At 72.3% G+C, this 18,135-nt stretch carries 16 protein-coding genes; 8 read left to right on the plus strand and 8 right to left on the minus strand.

The features are described 5' to 3' along the window. Nucleotides 1–312: 312 nt before the first annotated feature. Nucleotides 313–1,689 (plus strand): cysteine desulfurase/sulfurtransferase TusA family protein, encoded by a 1,377-nt coding sequence (locus ACIGA3_RS01835; RefSeq protein ID WP_399709316.1) that lies wholly within the window; start codon nt 313–315, stop codon nt 1,687–1,689. A 124-nt stretch (nt 1,690–1,813) separates the two neighbouring features. Here ACIGA3_RS01835 and ACIGA3_RS01840 read toward each other — a convergent pair whose 3' ends face one another. Next, nucleotides 1,814–2,788 carry a carbohydrate kinase family protein gene (locus ACIGA3_RS01840; RefSeq protein ID WP_399709319.1) on the minus strand — a complete coding sequence of 325 codons (975 nt, stop codon included), beginning with the start codon at nt 2,786–2,788 and terminating at the stop codon, nt 1,814–1,816. Between the two features lie 131 nt (nt 2,789–2,919). Between ACIGA3_RS01840 and ACIGA3_RS01845 the strand changes: the two genes are divergently transcribed. Together ACIGA3_RS01845 and ACIGA3_RS01850 are read left to right on the plus strand one after the other, a co-directional pair. Further along, nucleotides 2,920–3,114 (plus strand): hypothetical protein, encoded by a 195-nt coding sequence (locus ACIGA3_RS01845; RefSeq protein ID WP_399709322.1) that lies wholly within the window; start codon nt 2,920–2,922, stop codon nt 3,112–3,114. A gap of 246 nt (nt 3,115–3,360) precedes the next feature. Beyond that, a complete protein-coding gene (locus ACIGA3_RS01850; RefSeq protein WP_399709325.1) occupies nt 3,361–5,163 on the plus strand; it encodes a hypothetical protein in 1,803 nt (600 codons plus the stop codon). Between the two features lie 81 nt (nt 5,164–5,244). On the opposite strand, the gene erpA is transcribed toward ACIGA3_RS01850, so the two are convergent. After that, the gene (erpA, locus tag ACIGA3_RS01855) at nt 5,245–5,601 is read right to left on the minus strand and encodes an iron-sulfur cluster insertion protein ErpA (protein WP_031179888.1); all 357 of its coding nucleotides are present in this window, start codon (nt 5,599–5,601) and stop codon (nt 5,245–5,247) included. 265 nt (nt 5,602–5,866) lie between these two features. Here erpA and nadA point away from each other — a divergent pair, with 265 nt between their 5' ends. Continuing rightward, the gene (nadA, locus tag ACIGA3_RS01860; RefSeq protein ID WP_399709329.1) at nt 5,867–7,051 is read left to right on the plus strand and encodes a quinolinate synthase NadA; all 1,185 of its coding nucleotides are present in this window, start codon (nt 5,867–5,869) and stop codon (nt 7,049–7,051) included. A 71-nt stretch (nt 7,052–7,122) separates the two neighbouring features. Here nadA and ACIGA3_RS01865 read toward each other — a convergent pair whose 3' ends face one another. The 3 genes from ACIGA3_RS01865 to ACIGA3_RS01875 all read right to left on the minus strand — a co-directional run bounded on the left by ACIGA3_RS01865 (nt 7,123) and on the right by ACIGA3_RS01875 (nt 12,294). Then, nucleotides 7,123–10,242, minus strand: a complete 3,120-nt coding sequence (locus tag ACIGA3_RS01865; RefSeq protein WP_399709332.1) for an efflux RND transporter permease subunit — start codon at nt 10,240–10,242, stop codon at nt 7,123–7,125. 157 nt (nt 10,243–10,399) lie between these two features. Beyond that, nucleotides 10,400–11,077 (minus strand): response regulator, encoded by a 678-nt coding sequence (locus ACIGA3_RS01870; RefSeq protein ID WP_399709335.1) that lies wholly within the window; start codon nt 11,075–11,077, stop codon nt 10,400–10,402. Then, a complete protein-coding gene (locus ACIGA3_RS01875; RefSeq protein WP_399709338.1) occupies nt 11,074–12,294 on the minus strand; it encodes a sensor histidine kinase in 1,221 nt (406 codons plus the stop codon). Before ACIGA3_RS01875 ends, ACIGA3_RS01870 begins: the two co-directional genes overlap by 4 nt. A 181-nt stretch (nt 12,295–12,475) precedes the next feature. Here ACIGA3_RS01875 and ACIGA3_RS01880 point away from each other — a divergent pair, with 181 nt between their 5' ends. Next, on the plus strand, nt 12,476–13,861 hold the full coding sequence (locus ACIGA3_RS01880) for a DUF3616 domain-containing protein (protein WP_399709341.1): 1,386 nt from the start codon (nt 12,476–12,478) through the stop codon (nt 13,859–13,861). Here the strand turns inward: ACIGA3_RS01880 and ACIGA3_RS01885 are convergent, their stop codons facing one another. Next, nucleotides 13,862–14,140 carry a hypothetical protein gene (locus tag ACIGA3_RS01885; protein ID WP_399709344.1) on the minus strand — a complete coding sequence of 93 codons (279 nt, stop codon included), beginning with the start codon at nt 14,138–14,140 and terminating at the stop codon, nt 13,862–13,864. A gap of 33 nt (nt 14,141–14,173) precedes the next feature. Further along, entirely contained in the window at nt 14,174–14,971 is a 798-nt protein-coding gene (locus ACIGA3_RS01890; RefSeq protein ID WP_399709347.1) for a PspA/IM30 family protein, read from the minus strand. A gap of 277 nt (nt 14,972–15,248) precedes the next feature. Here ACIGA3_RS01890 and ACIGA3_RS01895 point away from each other — a divergent pair, with 277 nt between their 5' ends. The 3 genes from ACIGA3_RS01895 to ACIGA3_RS01905 all read left to right on the plus strand — a co-directional run bounded on the left by ACIGA3_RS01895 (nt 15,249) and on the right by ACIGA3_RS01905 (nt 17,814). After that, nucleotides 15,249–15,875 carry a DUF3043 domain-containing protein gene (locus ACIGA3_RS01895; protein WP_399709350.1) on the plus strand — a complete coding sequence of 209 codons (627 nt, stop codon included), beginning with the start codon at nt 15,249–15,251 and terminating at the stop codon, nt 15,873–15,875. Between the two features lie 71 nt (nt 15,876–15,946). Further along, nucleotides 15,947–16,687: a class I SAM-dependent methyltransferase gene (locus tag ACIGA3_RS01900; protein WP_399710754.1), complete on the plus strand. Its 741-nt coding sequence runs from the start codon at nt 15,947–15,949 to the stop codon at nt 16,685–16,687. A gap of 56 nt (nt 16,688–16,743) precedes the next feature. Then, nucleotides 16,744–17,814 (plus strand): S1C family serine protease, encoded by a 1,071-nt coding sequence (locus ACIGA3_RS01905; protein ID WP_399709352.1) that lies wholly within the window; start codon nt 16,744–16,746, stop codon nt 17,812–17,814. Nucleotides 17,815–17,865: 51 nt separating this feature from the next. Here the strand turns inward: ACIGA3_RS01905 and ACIGA3_RS01910 are convergent, their stop codons facing one another. After that, entirely contained in the window at nt 17,866–18,078 is a 213-nt protein-coding gene (locus tag ACIGA3_RS01910; RefSeq protein WP_399709355.1) for a hypothetical protein, read from the minus strand. Nucleotides 18,079–18,135: the final 57 nt, after the last annotated feature.

An 18,135-nucleotide genomic window follows, 5' to 3' on the forward strand; every position in this document is an offset into this window, starting at 1 on the left:
CCGAGAGTCTCGCCCGCGCTGTCGGCTGCGGCCTTCTCGCTGGTCGGTCGCCGCCCTGCGTCGGGCAGGGGTTTGGATGTTTATGCGGACCAAACCCTAGCCGACGGTCTCCGACGGTTCGCGGGGAGGGGGGCATACGCGTCGTCGGGTCCTTCTGGGGGGTGTTGGAGCGGAGCCAATCGCCGTTGTTGTTCCGGTTTGAGGGTTTGTGCGGCTGCGTGGGGGCTGGTCGCGCCCCGCGGCGGAGCCGCAAATGGACACAGCCCCGCGCCCCCAGGCCGGCAAGACCAAACGGCGTTCTAACGTTGCTGTGTGGCCTACTTCGATGTTGCTTCCGGTGCTTCGCTTCATCCTGTCGCTCGTCAGGCGTTGTTGGCGTCGCTGGACGAGGGGTGGGCTGATCCTGGGCGGCTGTACCGGGAGGGGCGGCGGGCCCGGATGCTGATGGACGCGGCTCGGGAGGCGGCGGCCGAGGTGGTGGGGTGCCGGGCCGACGAGGTGGTGTTCACCTCGTCCGGGACGCGGGCCGTACAAGGGGGTGTCGCGGGGGCGCTGGCCGGGCGGCGGCGCGTGGGACGTCACCTGATCGTGTCAGCGGTCGAACATTCCTCTGTCCTCCATTCGGCGGACGCGTTCGAGGCCGAGGGCGGTTCCGTCACCCGAGTGGGCGTCAGCCGCCTTGGCGCGGTCGACCCGTCGGCGTACGCGGAGGCGCTGCGGGTGGACACCGCGCTGGCGTGTCTTCAGTCGGCCAACCACGAGGTGGGCACCGTGCAACCGGTGGCCGAGGTGGCCGCGGCGTGCCGGGCGGCCGGGGTGCCGCTGCTGGTGGACGCGGCCCAGTCGCTGGGCTGGGGGCCGGTGCCGGAGGGCTGGTCGCTGCTGACCGCCAGCGCGCACAAGTGGGGCGGACCCTCGGGGGTGGGGCTGCTGGTGGTGCGCAAGGGGGTGCGGTTCGCGGCCCAGGGGCCGGGCGAGGAGCGGGAGTCGGGGCGCGTCGCCGGGTTCGGGAACATTCCGGCGATCGTGGCGTCCGTGGCCGCGCTGCGGGCGGTGCGGGCCGAGGCGGACGCGGAGGCGGTACGGCTGCGGGCGCTGACCGACCGGATCAGGGCCCGGGTGCCGCGGCTGGTGCCGGACGTGGAGGTGGTGGGCGATCCGGAGCGGCGGCTGCCGGGGATGGTCACCTTCTCCTGTCTGTACGTCGACGGCGAGGTGCTGCTGTCCGAGCTGGACCGGGCGGGCTTCTCCGTCTCCTCCGGCTCCTCCTGCACCAGCGGCACGCTGACGCCGAGCCATGTGCTCAAGGCGATGGGGGTACTGAGCGAGGGCAACGTCCGTGTGTCGCTGCCGTCGGGCGTGGCGGCGGAGGAGGTCGAGCGGTTCCTCGATGTGCTGCCCGGTGTGGTGTCCGGGGTCCGGGCCCAGCTCGGGGCGCCGGCGCCGCAGGTGGAGGCGCGGGCGGCGGAGCTGGTGGTGGACTCACTCGGCAAGCGGTGCCCGATCCCGGTGATCGAGCTGGCCAAGGTGATCGGCGAGGTGCCGGTGGGCGGCACGGTGCGGGTCCTGTCCGACGACGAGGCGGCCCGGCTGGACATCCCGGCGTGGTGCGAGATGCGGGGGCAGGAGTACGTGGGCGAGGAGCCGGCGGAGCGGGGAGCGGCGTACGTCGTCCGAAGGGTGAGCTGATCAGGGGGTTCAGCACCAGCTCACCCAGGGGCGCGGGGCTGTATTGCATGTGCGGCTCCGCCGCGTGGGCGCGACCAGCCTTGACGGGCCCGCAGCGAACCACGGACCCGTAAAGGCAAGAACTTCAGCTCAGGTGCTCGCGAACCTCGGCGGCAGCATCCTCGCCGTACGCCTTGGTGAAGCGGTCCATGAAGTGGGCGCGGCGGAGCTGGTACTCCTGCGTACCGACCGTCTCGATGACGAGGGTCGCCAGCATGCAGCCGACCTGCGCCGCACGCTCCAGGGAGACACCCCAGGCGAGCCCGGAGAGGAAGCCGGCGCGGAAGGCGTCGCCGACACCCGTGGGGTCGGCCTTGCGCTCCTCGTCCGGGCAGCCGACCTCGATCGGGTCCTCGCCGACCCGCTCGATGCGCACGCCGCGCGAGCCGAGGGTGGTGACGCGGTGGCCGACCTTGGCGAGGATCTGCTCGTCGGTCCAGCCGGTCTTGGTCTCGATGAGGCCCTTCTCGTACTCGTTGGAGAACAGGTACGTGGCGCCGTCCAGCAGTATCCGGATCTCCTCGCCCTCCATGCGGGCGATCTGCTGGGAGAAGTCGGCGGCGAAGGGGATGGAACGGGAGCGGCACTCCTCGGTGTGGCGGAGCATGCCCTCCGGGTCGTCGGCGCCGATCAGGACGAGGTCCAGGCCGCCGACGCGGTCCGCGACCGTCTTCAGCTCGATCAGCCGGGCCTCGCTCATGGCGCCGGTGTAGAAGGAGCCGATCTGGTTGTGGTCGGCGTCGGTGGTGCACACGAAGCGGGCGGTGTGCAGGGTCTCGGAGATACGGACCGACTCGGTGTCCACGCCGTGGCGGTCGAGCCAGGCGCGGTACTCGTCGAAGTCGAAGCCCGCGGCGCCGACGAGGACCGGGCCGGTGCCGAGCTGGCCCATGCCGAAGGCGATGTTGGCGCCCACGCCGCCCCGGCGTACGTCGAGGTTGTCGACGAGGAAGGAGAGCGAGACCGTGTGCAGCTGGTCCGCGACGAGCTGGTCGGCGAAGCGGCCGGGGAAGGTCATGAGGTGGTCGGTGGCGATGGAGCCGGTGACTGCGATGCGCACGGCTGGCGTTCTCCTGGCGGGAGGGGGAGCTGACAGTTCACGCTACCCGGAATCGGGCACCCGCTGAAGCGGGGAAAACTACCCGATAGTAGATCTTTCTTCACCGGCCCCACCGTGCCTACGGTGCGCTCATGACGAACCTCAGGGCCGACGACCTCGAAGTGGACCTCCCCTCGCTGCGCGGCGACTGCGCCCGCATGGCCCCGCACTGGGCTCCGCCCGAGCACACGGTCACCCGTCCGGTCCCGCCCTCCCTGATCCACGGGGTACGTGTCCCGACCCGTTCGGCCCGTCTGCTGGACGCGATGTCGGACTACGGCGACTGAGCCCGCCTCCGGCGGTTCGGCGGAGGGGGTTCGCCGGGGCGAGCCCAGGTGACTGGGCGGAGGCCGCGGCACGTCCTCCGATGGGCGTGGCGCGCACGTCCGGAACCGCGGGTGCTCCTCCGGCGGCTCGGCGCGACCCTCCGCCGGGCCGGGGCGCACGGGCTTGGAACCGTGCGCTCCCCTCGCGCGTCCCATCGCCGTCCCCCGCGCGGGAGACGCGGGGCACGATCAGCGAGGAGCGATGCGGTGACCAAGGAGCGACCCGAGAACCCGGACCGGCCGGAGGAGGAGCCGCAGGCGGCCTCGGAGGTCTCGGAACCCCAGGGGGACACGGCGACCCGGGAGGCCGCGGAGACCCCGGGGGTCGGTGAGGCACCGGAGGTCACGGAGAAGCCGGGGGCTGGCGAGGCGCCGGAGGCCACGGAGAAGCCGGGGGCTGGCGAGGCCCGGGAGGCCACGAAGACCCCGGAGGCTGACACGACCCCGGAAGCCACGGAGACCTCGGACATCGCCGAGGCCCTGGAGGCTGAGGGGACCCCGGAGGTTGGTGAGGCTCCGAAGGCCGCGAAGACCCCGGACATTGCCGAGGCCCCGGACGCCACGGAGACCCCGCAGCTTGGCAAGACCCCGGAAACCGCCGACGATGTCCCCGCTGTTGCCGAGCCCGGTCAGGAGGTCCCCGCAGCCGCTGGCGGACGCCCCCGTACCGCTGTGATCGTCGCCTCCGTCGCCGCCGCCGTGCTGCTGGTCGGGGGCGGGGGTGCCTGGCTGGCCGCCGGGGCCGGGGAGAAGCAGGCCGGGGCCGGAAGTGCGGGTGCTCCCCCGCCGCTCGCGCTGGACAGCGGCCCGGGCGCCGGGGCCGCGGGGATCGCGGTCGGCGAGCCCGACCCGAACGGCGGCGTTCATTACGTCGTCGGGGGCGAGCTGCCGGACGGACCCCGCTCGGCGCCCGTCCAGGTGGCGGAAGGCAAGGTCGGCAAGGATGCCGTCGCCCGGCTCGCCGAGGCGCTGGGGGTCGACGGCGCACCCGTGGCCGATGGCGACGGGTGGCGGGCCGGGGAGCGTGAGGGCGGCCCGGTGCTCCGGGTGGCCGGGGCCGGCGGGGACTGGTCGTACAGCCGGTACGCGGCCGGGACCGACAACTGCCGTAAAATCACCGCCTGTTCGCAGGACCCGGGCGCACCGGCGGACAAGCCGGTCGATGTCGCGGAGGCGGAGCGGGTGGCGCGTCCGGTGCTGAAGGCACTCGGGCAGGACGACGCGAAGATCGACGCGAGCCAGGTGATGGGCGCCCAGCGGGTGGTGAACGCCGACCCGGTGGTGGGCGGTCTGCCCACCTACGGCTGGACGACCGGCCTGACCGTGGACGAGAAGGGTGACATCGTCGGCGCCCACGGGATGCTGGGGCGGACCACGAAGGGTGACACCTACCCCGTACTGAGCGCGGCCGACACGGTGAAGCTGATGAACAAGGGGCCCGCGCAGGACCACCGGATGGGCATCGGCGGGTGTGCGAGCCCGGTGCCGCTGAAGGACCGCGACGAGCAGCCGTGCGGTGCGTCCACCGGCTCCCCCACCGCCCCGAAGGCCGACTCGGTGACGGTCGAGAAGGCGGTGTTCGGGCTGGCCGCGCGCCCGGTGGACGGCCGGCCGGCCCTGGTGCCGTCGTGGCTGTTCGAGGTGCGCGGCTCGGCGGCGCGCGGCGGCTTCACGGTGGCGTACCCGGCGATCGACCCGAAGTACCTCGCCTCCCCCGCGGCCAAGGAACCGAAGGGGCGCGGAGTGACGGTGGAGGGCTATCGCGCCGAGGGCCGGGAACTGACCGTGCGCTTCATCGGCGGAGTGTGCGCCGAGTACCGCGCGTCGGCGCGGGAGAGCGCGGGCCGGGTGACGGTCACGGTCACCGAGAAGCCCCGGCCGGGCAACTGCATAGCGATCGGCAAGGAGTACACCCGGACCGTCCCGCTGGACGCCCCTCTCGCGGACCGCGAGGTGGTCGGCACCGACGGCGACCGGGTCCCGAAGGCGGAGCACAGCCTGACCCCTTGACGCCCCACCGCGTACGACGACGGCGGCGGCCCCTCACCAGGAGGGGCCGCCGCCGTCGTGTCGCGGCCTTGTGGGACCGGCTTAGCTGAAGGAGTCGCCGCAGGCGCAGGAGCCGGTCGCGTTCGGGTTGTCGATCGTGAAGCCCTGCTTCTCGATCGTGTCCACGAAGTCGATCGTGGCGCCGCCCAGGTACGGGGCGCTCATGCGGTCGGTGACGACCTTGACGCCGTCGAAGTCCTTCACGACGTCGCCGTCGAGCGAGCGCTCGTCGAAGAAGAGCTGGTAGCGCAGACCGGAGCAGCCGCCGGGCTGGACGGCGACACGCAGGGCGAGGTCGTCCCGGCCTTCCTGGTCGAGCAGCGCCTTGACCTTGGACGCGGCGGCGTCGGTCACGATGATGCCGTCGGTGACGGTGCTGGTCTCGTCCGATACGGACATCTACATCTCTCCCAAGTTGTACGGAGACTGCTTTCCGACCAGTGCAACCGGCGCGCCGGCCGATTCATTCCGGGCCGGGCGGGCCGGTGTGGCCGTGTTCTCGCTTCTCTTCTCATGCTCGCACACGGCCGGGACACCGGGCAGCGGGCCGGTGCCGGAGAGTCCGGGATTCATGTCACATGGACGCTATGGCCATCGTCAAAGTGACGTGAAGCGGCTATGATAGATAACGTCAGTTAGACGAAAAGTAGAAAGGGTAGGTGCCGTGACCACCGCCCAGACCCCGCAGCTCGACGTACAGCCGTCTCCGCTCGCCCTGCTGCTGCTCGGCCGCGGGGCCGACCCGAGGAGCGAGCGGGGCGTCGAATGCCCCGGCGATCTGCCCGCCGCCTCCGACCCGGACCTCGTGGAGCGCGCCCGCGCGGCCAAGGAGAAGCTCGGGAACAAGGTCTTCGTCCTCGGTCACCACTACCAGCGCGACGAGGTCATCCAGTTCGCGGACGTCACGGGCGACTCGTTCAAGCTGGCCCGTGACGCGGCGGCGCGCCCGGAGGCCGAGTACATCGTGTTCTGCGGTGTGCACTTCATGGCCGAGTCGGCCGACATCCTCACCTCCGACGACCAGAAGGTCGTCCTGCCGGACCTCGCGGCGGGCTGCTCGATGGCCGACATGGCCACGGCCGAGCAGGTCGCGGAGTGCTGGGACGTGCTGACCGAGGCGGGCATCGCCGAGCAGGTCGTGCCGGTGTCGTACATGAACTCCTCCGCCGACATCAAGGCGTTCACCGGCAAGCACGGCGGCACCATCTGCACCTCCTCCAACGCCGAGCGGGCCCTGGAGTGGGCCTTCCAGCAGGGCGAGAAGGTGCTGTTCCTGCCCGACCAGCACCTCGGCCGCAACACCGCCGTCCGCGACATGGGCATGTCCCTGGAGGACTGCGTCCTCTACAACCCGCACAAGCCGAACGGCGGTCTGACCGCCGAGCAGCTGCGGGACGCGAAGATGATCCTGTGGCGCGGGCACTGCTCGGTGCACGGCCGCTTCAGCCTGGAGTCGGTCGAGGACGTGCGCGAGCGGGTCCCCGGCGTCAACGTCCTGGTGCACCCCGAGTGCCGGCACGAGGTCGTGGCCGCGGCGGACTACGTCGGCTCGACGGAGTACATCATCAAGACGCTGGAGGCGGCCCCGGCCGGGTCCAAGTGGGCCATCGGCACCGAGCTGAACCTCGTACGGCGGCTGGCGAACCGGTTCGCGCCCGAGGGCAAGGAGATCGTCTTCCTCGACAAGACGGTCTGCTTCTGCTCCACGATGAACCGCATCGACCTCCCCCACCTGGTCTGGGCCCTGGAGTCCCTGGCCGAGGGCACCCTGGTCAACCGCATCGAGGTGGACCAGGAGACGGAGGCGTTCGCCAAGCTGGCCCTGGAGCGGATGCTCGCGCTGCCGTAGCGGGACCGCGTACGACGGGAGGCCCGTCGAGCACCTGAGGGTGTTCGGCGGGCCTCCGTCGTGTCGTGTGCTCAGACTCCGGCAGGCTCCGGCTTCTCCGAGCCGGGCTGCTCCTGCTCAGGCTCCTGCTCCCGCTTCGCCGCCTTCTTCGCCGCGCGGCGCTCCTTGCGGAGTTCGACCATCGCGTAGAGCGTCGGGACGAGGAGGAGGGTGAGGAGGGTGGAGGTGATCAGGCCGCCGATCACCACGACCGCGAGGGGCTGGGCGATGAAGCCGCCCTCGCCGGTGACGCCGAGCGCCATCGGGAGGAGGGCGAAGATCGTCGCCAAGGCGGTCATGAGGATCGGGCGGAGGCGGTGGCGGCCGCCTTCCACCACGGCCTCGACGACTCCGTACCCCTGGGACCGGTACTGGTTGACCAGGTCGATCAGCACGATCGCGTTGGTCACCACGATGCCGATGAGCATCAGCATGCCGATCATCGCCGGGACGCCCATCGGGGTGCCGGTGACGATGAGCATCCCGATCGCGCCGGTGGCCGCGAACGGGATGGAGACCAGCAGGATCAGCGGCTGGACGAGCGAGCGGAAGGTCGCCACCAGCAGCATGAACACGATGGCGATGGCCGCCAGCATGGCCAGGCCCAGGTTCTTGAAGGCGTCGTCCTGGTCGGAGGAGACACCGCCGATCTCGGCCGTGGCGCCCGCCGGGAGCTTCAGGGCCTTGATCTTCGTCTGGAGCTGGGCGCTGACCGCGCCGGTGTTGTCACCGGTCGGCTTGGCGGTGACGGTGGCGGCGCGCCGCCCGTCGATCCGGGTCATGGACACCGGTCCGTCGACCAGCTTCACGGTGGCGATGTCACCGAGCTTCACCGCGCCGAGGCGCAGGTCCTTCAGCTGGGCCAGGGTGGCGGCCGGGTGGGCGGACCGTACGACGACGTCGCGCTCGGTGTCGTCCAGGACGGCCTTGCCCGCCGGGACACCGCGCACGGACTGCGCGACCGCCGCGCCGAGCTTCTGCTCGTCGAATCCGGCCGCGGCCGCCTTGTCATTGGCCCGCACCGAGATACGCGGCACGCTCTGCGCGAGGTCGCTGGTGACGTCGGTGACGTCGTCGAGCCCGGCCACGGTGGAGCGCACCTTCTCGGCGGCCGCGCGCAGCGCGGTGGGGTCGGCGGCCTTGACCACGACGCTGAGGTCCTGGTTGCCGAAGGCCGCGCCGGCCGAGACGGTGGTGGTGCCCGCGCCGTCGAGCTTCTTCAGCCCGTCCTCCAGCTTCCGCTGCACATCGGCGGCGGAGCCGGAGTCCTTCAGCATGACCTGGTACGACGCCTGGTTGGTGTCGGTGCCGCCGCCGAAGGCGGCCATGAAGCCGGAGGAGCCGACGGTGACCTGGTAGTCCTTGATGCCGTCGATCCCGCCGAGCAGCTTCTCCACCCGCCTGGCCTGGGCGTCGGTCGCGGCGAGGCTGGTGCCGGGCTTCAGCTTCTGCTTGACGGTGAGGACCTGCTGCTCGCCCTGGTCGAAGAAGTTGGTCTTCAGCAGCCCGGCCATGCCGAACGTGCCGAACAGCACGACCACCGCGATCAGCAGGCTGACCAGCCGGCGCCGGGTGGCGAACCGCAGTACGGGGACGTAGAGGCGCTGGAGGCGGCTGTTCGCCTCCTTCTCCTCGGCCCGGCGGCGGGCCTCCTCGGCGTCCTCGGGGGTGCCCTTGGGGGCGCGCAGGAACCAGTACGACAGCACCGGCACCACGGTCAGCGACACCAGCAGCGAGGCCAGCAGGGCGGCCGTCACGGTGATGCTGAACGAGCCGAACAGGGCGCCCACCATGCCGCCGACCAGGCCGATCGGCAGGAAGACGGCGACCGTGGTGAGGGTGGAGGAGGTGACGGCTCCGGCGACCTCGCGGACGGCGCCGAGGATGGCCTCCTTGCGCTCCTCGCCGTAGCCGAGGTGCCGCTTGATGTTCTCCAGCACCACGATCGAGTCGTCCACGACCCGGCCGATGGCGATGGTCAGCGCGCCCAGGGTGAGCATGTTCAGCGACAGCCCGCGGGTCCACAGCACCAGCAGCGCCAGCACCACGGAGAGCGGGATGGAGACCGCGGTGACCAGGGTGGAGCGGATCGAGGCCAGGAAGACCAGGATGATCAGTACGGCGAAGAGCAGGCCGAGCGCGCCCTCGGTGGTCAGGCCGTCGATGGCCTTGGACACCTCGGGGCCCTGGTCGCTGACGACCGTCAGCTTGGCGTCCTTGCCGAGGTCGGCGCGGAGCTTCGGGAGCTGGTCCTCGACCGCGTCGGAGATGGCGACGGCGCTGCCGTCGTGGTCCATGGTGACGTTGACGGCGAGGCTGGGCTTGCCGTCGGTGCGGGTCAGCGAGTCGGCCGGGGCGGGCCGCTCGGCGACGGTGGCGACGTCACCGAGGCGTACGGGCTTGCCCCCGCCCTGACCGACGACGCGGAGGTCCTCGATCTGGGCCAGCGAGGTGAAGCCGCCGCCGACCTGGACGGTGCGGTTGGCGCCGTTCTCGTCGAAGGAGCCCGCCGGTACGGACGCGCCGCCCGCCTGGAGCGCCGGGATGAGCGCGGCCGGGCTGAGGCGCGCCTTGGCGAGCTTCGCGTCGTCCGGGGTGATGGCGACCTGGAGGTCGCGCACACCGGTGACCTGGACCCGGCCGACGCCGTCGATGTTCTTCAGCGCGGGTACGACCGAACGGTCCAGCCGGTCGGCCAGCGCCTGCTGGTCGGTGCCGGAGGACGCGGCGAGCACCACGGTCGGCATGTCGTCGGTGGAGCCGGAGACGACCTGGGGGTCGACGGTGTCCGGGAGCTGGGCGCGGGCCCGGTTGACGGCCTGCTGGACGTCGGTGACGAGCCGCTTGGTGTCGTTGCCGTAGTCGAAGGACGCCATGATCACGGCGTTGCCCTCGCTGGCGGTGGAGGTGACGCCGGTGATGCCGTCGACGCCCTGGAGGCTGTCCTCGATGGGCTCGACGACCTGCTTCTCCACCACGTCGGGCGAGGCGCCCTGGTAGGGGGCGATCACCGAGACCATGGGCAGGTCGATGGTGGGCAGCAGTTGCTGCTTGATCTGGGGTATCGCGATGGTTCCGAAGACCAGCGCGATGAGCGACATCAGGCCGATCAGGGCCCGTTGCGCGAGGCTGAATCGGGACAGCCAGGACATGGGAACAGGGTCTCTCTTCTGTGAGCGGCAGAAGCTGCGGCGGGACGCGTCTGTGCGCCCACCTCACACCCTGGTCCATCGCCGGGGCCCGATCCGTAGGCCCCAGGGCGATTTCCGGGGCGGGCCGCTACTCCCCGCGCAGTAGAGCGGCCGGGGGTCAGTCCGACCTCGGGCGGACCAGCCCGGACTCGTAGGCGATGACGACGAGCTGGGCCCGGTCGCGGGCGCCCAGCTTGGCCATGGCCCGGTTGACGTGCGTCTTCACCGTCAGCGGGCTCACCTCAAGACGCTCGGCGATCTCGTCGTTGGAGTGGCCGCCGGCCACCAGCACGAGCACCTCGCGTTCGCGCCCGGTGAGCGCGTCGAGCCGGGCGAGGCGGGCCGGGTCGGGGACGGGGGCGTCGGCCTGGGCGAGGAAGCGGCCGATCAGGCCCTTGGTGGCGGCCGGGGACAGCAGCGCCTCACCGCTCGCGGCCAGCCGGATGGCGGTCAGCAGTTCCTCGGGCTCGCTGCCCTTGCCGAGGAAGCCGGCGGCGCCCGCGCGCAGTGCCCTCACCACGTAGTCGTCGACCTCGAACGTGGTCAGGATGACCACCCGGACGTGCGCCAGCTCCGGGTCGGCGCCGATCATGCGGGTGGCGGCGAGCCCGTCGGTGCCGGGCATCCGGATGTCCATGAGGACGACGTCGGCGGCGCACTCCTTGGCCAGCCGGACCGCCTCGGCCCCGTCGGACGCCTCCCCCACCACGGACATGCCGGGCTCGGAGTCGACCAGCACCCGGAACGCGCTGCGCAGCAGGGCCTGGTCGTCGGCGAGCAGGACGCGGATCGTCATACGGGCTTCCTCTCGGCCCCGGCGCGGGTCTGGACGGGCAGGATGGCATGGACGCGGAAGCCGCCGCCGTACCGGGGGCCGGTGGTGAGGGTGCCGCCGAGCGCGGTGACCCGCTCGCGCATGCCGAGCAGCCCGTGCCCGCCGCCCGCGCTGGGCGCGCCCGTGGCGCCGGCGCCGTCGTCCAGCACGCTGACCTCGATGTTCGGTCCCACCCGTACGACGCTGACCTCGGCCTTGGCGCCCGTTCCGGCGTGCTTCTGGGCGTTGGTGAGGGCTTCCTGCACGATCCGGTAGGCGGCCAGGTCGACGGCGGCCGGGAGTTCGGTGTCCTGGTCGGCGCGGGCGACCTGGACGGGGAGCCCGGCGTTGCGGAAGGTTCCGGCGAGTTCGTCGAGGCGGCCGAGGCCGGAGGCGGGTTCGGTGGGGGCGGCCGGGTCGTCGGACTGGCGGAGCAGGCCGACCGTGGCGCGCAGTTCGTCCAGCGCGGAGCGGCTGGCCTCACGGACATGGGCGAGGGCTTCCTTGGCCTGGTCGGGGCGCCGGTCCATGACGTGGGCGACGACTCCGGCCTGCACGTTGACCAGGGCGATGTGGTGGGCGACCACGTCGTGCAGTTCGCGGGCGATGCGCAGCCGTTCCTCGGCGACCCGGCGCCGGGCCTCCTCCTCGCGGGTGCGTTCGGCGCGTTCGGCGCGCTCCCGGATGGCCTGGACGTAGGCGCGGTGGCTGCGGACGGCGTCGCCCGCGGTGGCGCCGATGCCGGTCCAGGCGACGAGGGCGAGGTTCTCCTGCGCGTACCAGGGCAGTGGTCCGGCGAGCATGGCGGCGGCCGTCAGCACGGTCATCGCGAGCAGCCCGACCCGCCAGGTGGTGGCACGGTCGGTGGTGGAGGCGACGGTGTAGAGGGCGATGACGGTGGTCATCGCCACGGGGGCGCGGGGGTCGCCCGTGACGCACTCGACCAGGGCGAGCGTCCCGGTGAACGCCAGCACGGCGAGCGCCGAGCGGCGGCGCAGGACGAGGGCGGCGGCGGCCAGGACCATCAGCAGCAGGCTCAGCGGGTCCGGGGGACGTGCGCCCCAGTCCACTCCGTGGTCGCCGTCCGGTGCGGCGAACGCACTGCTGATCATGCACAGCAGCACGGCCGCCGCGATGACCGCGTCGAGTGTGAGGGGGTGCGCCTTGAACTGGTACCGGGCGCGTCGGAGAGTGCTCACCCGGTGAACAGTACGGGGCGCCGGGAAAGTCCGGGTGCGCGATGGGACGCCAGGTGTCAGGGGGTGTTCGCCGGGGATACCGGTGATGGACGCCCGCTGTTGGCCGGGGCGCCCGAGCCTGCTGGTCGGCATGCGGGCCGCCCCGGACCGGATGCGTTGTCGTCGTCGAAAGGCAGTGCCCGTGCGCCCCCTCCCTTCACGCCCCTCGCGTCTGCTCCCCACCGCCACCGCCGTCGCCCTGCTGGCGGTGCTCGGCCCGGCCGGCACGGTGCACGCGGCGTCCACCGGCACCCCGACGATTCTGTTGTCGGCCGCCTACCTCTCGGGCGCGGTCGGCGCGACCGGCGACCCGGTGGTCACGGTGACCGTCGCGCAGAGCGGCGCGGACGCCTCGGGGCTGACGGTGACGGCGTCCAGAAGCAGCCGGAGCACGGTGGCGGGCACCGGGGACGTACGGGTCACGGGCAGCGGCGGCAGCCGTACGGTCGCGGTGACCGCCCGCGCCCAGGGGTACGCCGACCTCACCCTGAAGGTGACCGGCGCCGACGGGAAGTCGGCCACCACGACCCTGCACTACGCGGCCTCCCCCGCCGTCCAGCGCTCGGCCGACGCCCGCTATCTCACCGGCGCCTCGGACGCCTCCGCCGCCGTGGACGCCGGGGGCGGCTACGTCCTGGTGGCCAACGACGAGGACAACACGCTGCGCCTGTACGACGGTTCGGCCTCGGGTGCGCCGGTCAAGAGCTGGGACCTGTCCTCCGCGCTGGGCGCCTCCAAGGAGGTGGACATCGAGGGCGCGGCCCGTGTCGGGAACACCGTCTACTGGACCGGCTCGCTCGGCAACAACAAGGACGGCGAGTACAAGGCGGACCGGAACACGGTCTTCACCACCACGCTCTCCGGCTCCGGCGCCACGACCTCGGTGGCCTTCGGCAGCGCCGGGCACAGGCTGCGGGACGACCTGGTGGCCTGGGACAAGGCGGGCGGCAACCGGTACGGCTTCGCGGCCGCGACCGCCGGCGGCCAGACCCCGAAGCAGGTGGACGGCTTCAACGTGGAGGGCCTGGAGTTCGCGCCCGGCTCCACCACCACCGCCTACGTCGGCTTCCGCGCCCCGCTGGTGCCGCCGAGCGAGGGCGGCAAGGCGCTGATCGTGCCGGTGACCAACATGGACCAGGTGGCACGCGGCACGAAGGCGGCCTTCGGCACCCCCGTCGAGCTGGACCTCGGCGGCCTGTCGGTGCGTGATCTGCGCCGGAACGACAAGGGGCAGTACCTGATCCTCGCCGGGTCCTGGGCGGCCGAGGACAACAGCGCCCCCTACGCCCTGTACCGCTGGGACGGGGTGGCCGGGCACCAGCCGGTGAAGGCGCTGGACCTGCCCACGGCGGACGCGGGCGGCTGGGAGTCCGTGGTGTCGGTGCCCGACCTGGACGTGCCCGGCGGCCGGGTCCAGCTGATCACCGACGACGGCAGCGCCGACCTCTACGGCGACGGCACCGAGGCCAAGGACCTCTCCCACCCGGAGTGGCGGAAGTCCCGCTCCACCTTCTTCACGCTTCTCTGATCAGCCGGGGATCAGCCCGTCGTCGCTGAGCATCTCCCGGACCTCCGCCAGGGTGGCGTCCGGGGCGGGCAGGATCAGCTCGGAGGGCTCCAGGGCGTCGTCCGGGAGCGGGGTGCCAAGGCCCCGGACGGCGTCCAGCAGGGAGTGCAGGGTGCGCCGGAAGCCCTCCTCGTCACCGCCCTCGACCTCCGCGAGCAGTTCGTCGTCCAGCTTGTTCAGCTCAGGGAAGCGGGAGTCGTCCAGCCTCACCTGGCCCTCACCCATGATCCGTACGATCACGACGGCCTCCTCGGCTCGGGTCCCGGCGGCGGACTACTGCTTGTCGAAGCGGGGGGTGTCCTGCGGCTGCTGCCGCTCCTGCTGACCGCCCGCACCGCCCTCGATGGCCTGCTGCTGACCGGAGGAACCGCCGGCCAGCTCGGCCTTCATCCGCTGGAGCTCCAGCTCCACGTCCGAACCGCCGGAGAGCCGGTCCAGCTCGGCCTGGATGTCGTCCTTGGCCATGCCGGACTGGTCGTCCAGCGCGCCGGAGGCGAGCAGCTCGTCGATCGCGCCGGCCCGCGCCTGGAGCTGGGCCGTCTTGTCCTCGGCCCGCTGGATCGCCAGGCCCACGTCGCCCATCTCCTCGGAGATGCCGGAGAACGCCTCCCCGATACGGGTCTGCGCCTGGGCGGCGGTGTAGGTGGCCTTGATGGTCTCCTTCTTCGTACGGAAGGCGTCCACCTTGGCCTGGAGGCGCTGGGCCGCGAGGGTGAGCTTCTCCTCCTCGCCCTGGAGGGTGGCGTGCTGCGTCTGAAGGTCCGTGACCTGCTGCTGGAGGGCGGAGCGGCGGGACAGGGCCTCGCGGGCCAGGTCCTCGCGGCCGAGCGCCAGCGCCTTGCGGCCCTGGTCCTCCAGCTTCCCGGACTGCTGCTGCAACTGGTTGAGCTGGAGTTCCAGGCGCTTGCGGGAGGTCGCCACGTCGGCGACGCCGCGCCGCACCTTCTGGAGCAGCTCCAGCTGCTTCTGGTACGAGTAGTCGAGGGTCTCGCGCGGGTCCTCGGCCCGGTCAAGGGCCTTGTTCGCCTTCGCGCGGAAGATCATCCCCATACGCTTCATGACACCGCTCATGGGCTTCGCGCGCCCCCTTCTGACGGAACTCCGGCTCACCGATCCTGCGACAGAACCCACAGTACGGGCCCTGCCTCCATTACCGCACCGTTCGGGGAGCGATGCGCTCCTCCCCAAGGACGAGCCCCGGCCCGGCCACTCCGGCGTGAGGAGTAGGTGATCCCCGGGGTGGCGCCCCGCCGGGTGTACGACTCGCCCGGGAAGCGTCCGCGACGTCCCCTCTGTACCCCTGTAGACGTCCGGTGTTGCCGGATCGTTCCCCAAGGGACTGGGGTCCATGCCGGTGATGCCCGTACCCTTGGGTTTTGTGTTCCGTAGCCGTGCGAAGGAAGAGAAGGCACCCGCCGACAAGGCGCAGGTGACCGGCTCCAGTCAGCCCCGCGACCCGCAGGCCCGCAAGGGCAGGCCCACGCCGAAGCGCAGTGAGGCCCAGTCCCAGCGCCGCAGTGTCGCCAGTACGCCCGTGTCCCGCAAGGACACGGCCAAGCGGCAGCGTGAGGACCGCCGCCAGGCCCTGGACCGGCAGCGCCGCGCGCTCGCCGGTGGTGACGAGCGGTTCCTGCCCGCCAGGGACAAGGGCCCGGTGCGCAAGTTCGCCCGCGACTGGGTGGACTCGCGGATCAACGTGGCGGAGTTCTTCCTCCCGCTGGCCATCGTGATCCTGATCCTCAGCGTGGTGCGGGTGCCCTCGATCCAGAACATCGCGCTGCTGCTGTGGCTGATCGTGATCGTGCTGATCGTCATCGACTCCGCCTTCAGCGGCTACCGGCTGCGCAAGCGGCTCGCCGAGAAGTTCCCGGACGCCAACCGCCGGGGCGCCGTCGCCTACGGTCTGATGCGCTCCCTGCAGATGCGCCGGCTGCGGCTGCCCAAGCCGCAGGTCAAGCGCGGAGAGCGACCCTGAGCGCAGACGCTGCGCCCGGCACGGCGGCCCTGAAGGGGCCGGACACGCCGGGCGAGCTGATCCGGCGGCGCCTGGTCACCTGGCAGCTGGACGAACAGCTGGCCCGTGTCTTCCCCGTCGGACGGCGGCTGCGCGTGCTCGACGTGGGGATGGGCCGGGGCGCGCAGGCGCTGCGGCTCGCCCGGCTCGGCCACCAGGTGACCGGCGTCGAGCGGGACCCGGAGCTGGTCGCGGCCGCGCGTGCGGCGCTGACCGGTGAGCCCGACGGCATCCGGGAGCGGGTCCGGCTGGTGCAGGGCGACGGCCGGGACACCGGTGTGCACTTCCTGCCGGGCAGCTTCGACGTGGTGCTGTGCCACGGCGTGCTGATGTACGTCGAGGAGCCCGATCCGCTGGTGGCCGGGCTGGCCCGGATGCTCGCGCCCGGCGGCCTGCTGTCCCTGCTGGTGCGCAACGGCGACGCCCTCGCCATGGGTCCCGGCCTCGCCGGTGACTGGACCGGCGCGCTGGCCGCGCTGGACACCGCCGCCCTGCTCCCCCGCTCCCGCACCGAGGCCGACGGCGACGCCCCGGCGGTCCCCGGCCCCGAGGGCCGCGCCGACCGGCTGTCCGCCCTGACCGCCACCCTGCACGGCATCGCCGCCCCGCTGCACGCCTGGTACGGCGTACATGTCTTCACCGGACGCACCCCGGCCGCCCCGGCCTCCCCCGACGCACTGGAGTCCCTCCTCGCGGTCGAGGAACGTGCCGGCCGCACGGACCCGTACCGGGGGGTCGCCGAACTGCTGCACCTGTGCGGTGTGCGGGGGTAGTCCCGTTCGGGCGTACTTGGCGGGCCACGGTCCGCGGCCCGTGGGGAGACTCGGGCATGGACGCTTCCCGTATCCGGGCCGTGCGCAGGGGTGCTGTGGCCGTCGTGCTGTTGTGCGCCGCCGTCCTTCTCCCCGGCTGCTCGAACCCGGTGTCGTCGGCCCGGAAGGGCGGGCCGACCGCGCAGGCGGCGCTGCCGATGGTGGCGAACGATCTCCAGGACCAGTACCAGAAGGTCATCAAGGACGTGCTGCCCTCGGTCGTGCAGATCCAGGCGGGGCAGTCCCTCGGCTCGGGCGTCGTGTACGACGGCAGGGGCCACATCGTGACCAACGCGCACGTGGTCGGCTCGGCGAAGACGTTCCGGGTGACCACGGCCCGCAGCGAGGAACCGCTGCCGGCGAGCCTGGTCTACTCCTACCCCGAGCAGGACCTCGCGGTGATCAAGCTGGACAAGGTGCCGGAGGGCCTGCGCCCGGCGGTGTTCGGGGGCTCCGACGAGGTGGAGGTCGGCCAGATCGTGCTGGCCATGGGCTCACCGCTCGGGCTGTCGTCCAGCGTGACCCAGGGCATCGTCTCGGCGACCGGGCGGACCGTCAGCGAACCCGGTGACGACGGGGGTACGGGCGCCACGATCCCCAACATGGTGCAGACCTCGGCCGCGATCAATCCGGGCAACAGCGGGGGCGCGCTGGTGAACCTGGACGGCCAGGTCATCGGCATCCCGACGCTGGGCGCGGCCGACCCCGGTATGCAGGGCGGTGCGGCGCCGGGCATCGGCTTCGCCATCCCGGCGTCGATGGTGCGCACGGTCGCGGGGCAGATCATCGGCACCGGCAAGGTCACCGACTCGGGCCGGGCCGCGCTGGGCATCACGGTCCGCACGGTCGTGGACGCCGGCTACCGGCCCGCCGGAGCGGCCGTGGTCACGGTGAAGGCGGGCGGTCCGGCGGCGAGCGCGGGGCTCAAGGCGGGCGATGTGATCACCCGGCTGGGCGACACCGCCGTCGGCACGACCACGGAACTCGCCGAGGCGCTGGCGGAGAAGAAGCCGGGCGAGCGGGTCACGGTCACCTACCAGCGCTCGGGCACGCGGCACACGGCGCGGGTGACGCTCGGGGAGCAGTGAGGGGCGCCCGCCGACGGGAGCGGGAGAATCCCCGCCCCCGCTGGGCCGGGGCTACTGCTGCTCGGCGTTGAGGCTCATCGGCCCGTAGATCTCGGTGCCCTCCTCGAAGAGCCGCACCCGGTCCGCGCCGCCCTCCAGCAGTACCTTCCAGTTCTCGCCGACCCAGGACTCGGCGTCGCCCTGCGTGGTGAACTCCTCGGGCTCCACGGCGGGCGGGACCTCCGTCCCGTCGGCCTTCTCGAACCGCCATGTCCAAGCTGTCATGCGCGCCTCCTTCGATCCGACTCCTGCGGGCAGCGTATGCGGTCACCGGGGCCGCCC

The organism is Streptomyces sp. NPDC085596, assembly GCF_044541565.1.
GTDB lineage: Bacteria > Actinomycetota > Actinomycetes > Streptomycetales > Streptomycetaceae > Streptomyces.

What these genes read in the sequence shown, in the direction of transcription:
- ACIGA3_RS01845 (WP_399709322.1), top strand. Translation starts at nt 2,920, where the DNA reads ATGACGAACCTCAGGGCCGACGACCTCGAAGTGGACCTCCCCTCGCTG.
- erpA (WP_031179888.1), bottom strand. Translation starts at nt 5,601, where the DNA reads ATGTCCGTATCGGACGAGACCAGCACCGTCACCGACGGCATCATCGTG.
- ACIGA3_RS01865 (WP_399709332.1), bottom strand. Translation starts at nt 10,242, where the DNA reads ATGTCCTGGCTGTCCCGATTCAGCCTCGCGCAACGGGCCCTGATCGGC.
- ACIGA3_RS01870 (WP_399709335.1), bottom strand. Translation starts at nt 11,077, where the DNA reads ATGACGATCCGCGTCCTGCTCGCCGACGACCAGGCCCTGCTGCGCAGC.
- ACIGA3_RS01890 (WP_399709347.1), bottom strand. Translation starts at nt 14,971, where the DNA reads ATGAGCGGTGTCATGAAGCGTATGGGGATGATCTTCCGCGCGAAGGCG.
- ACIGA3_RS01895 (WP_399709350.1), top strand. Translation starts at nt 15,249, where the DNA reads ATGCCGGTGATGCCCGTACCCTTGGGTTTTGTGTTCCGTAGCCGTGCG.
- ACIGA3_RS01905 (WP_399709352.1), top strand. Translation starts at nt 16,744, where the DNA reads ATGGACGCTTCCCGTATCCGGGCCGTGCGCAGGGGTGCTGTGGCCGTC.
- ACIGA3_RS01910 (WP_399709355.1), bottom strand. Translation starts at nt 18,078, where the DNA reads ATGACAGCTTGGACATGGCGGTTCGAGAAGGCCGACGGGACGGAGGTC.